Raw genomic sequence first — 839 nt, 5'->3', positions numbered from 1 at the left:
GTGGTATTGGGTTTGCTGCCACACTCCGAGGTAGTCGATGTCGTGCTCGCTGGTGTTAGGGTAGGAAAACCACAGCATTTCAGTGCGGTTGCTGTGTTGGATGTGTTTGTTGCGCCCGAGACCTTGTACTTTCTCCATAAAGAGCTCAGTGCTTGGGTCAAAATTCATCGCGACTGAGCGATATTTCCAGTCGCCTTCATCGTCAAAGTCTTCGAGAGAGAAGCCATTCAAGTCGTTGCGGGTGCATCCTGTGATAGAGCAACCAACAAGGTTAAACCAATCCGCAAATTTGCTAATCGGCTCGACAATATCTTCCGTAATTTGGTGATTCGGCGATATGAAGCAACCTTGAAAATGGTCGCCAACACTCGGGTGTTCAATTAACGAATCTTTGGTGATGGTGAATCGGGTCTCACCAAAAGGGGGGCGATATTTGGGGTGATGTTTATAGCGCAGATCGTAGGCACAAGCGCGGCCCTGCCAATCTTTCTTTTTGATCACGATGTTTTTGAACGTGATGCCGCGAGGTTCAAAGATGATCTCATCAGAGGCAAAGTTTTCCTCAATGTACTGCTGGCTTTCGTTCAAGTGATCAATCGCCTCATCGACAGAAACCCAGTCGAGGTTGAGATGTCGTTTAGCGTCATCCAGATAATTGAGATCGAGACTCTTGAGTTGGCTTTGAAAGCGAGGATCAGACAACACACGGTTGGCTAAGACAATTTCCTCACGATTCTCAGGCGTGCTGTCGAGAGAAAGCAGCAGACGCGTCATATTGATGCTGCGGCTGGGTTTGGTGGTCGCCATCGTTGGCGTAAGCACTTCTTGGCTCGATAAGG

Annotated in this window: 1 pseudogene; it reads right to left on the bottom strand. The window is 48.6% G+C overall.

Annotated elements, in window-relative coordinates:
* Positions 1–839 (bottom strand): annotated as a pseudogene (locus R7Z50_RS26130) (chromosome partitioning protein ParA); the annotation flags it as partial.

The sequence above is a fragment of the Vibrio sp. 1249-1 genome, assembly GCF_033340495.1.
This window is presented reverse-complemented; position numbering and strand designations above follow the sequence as displayed.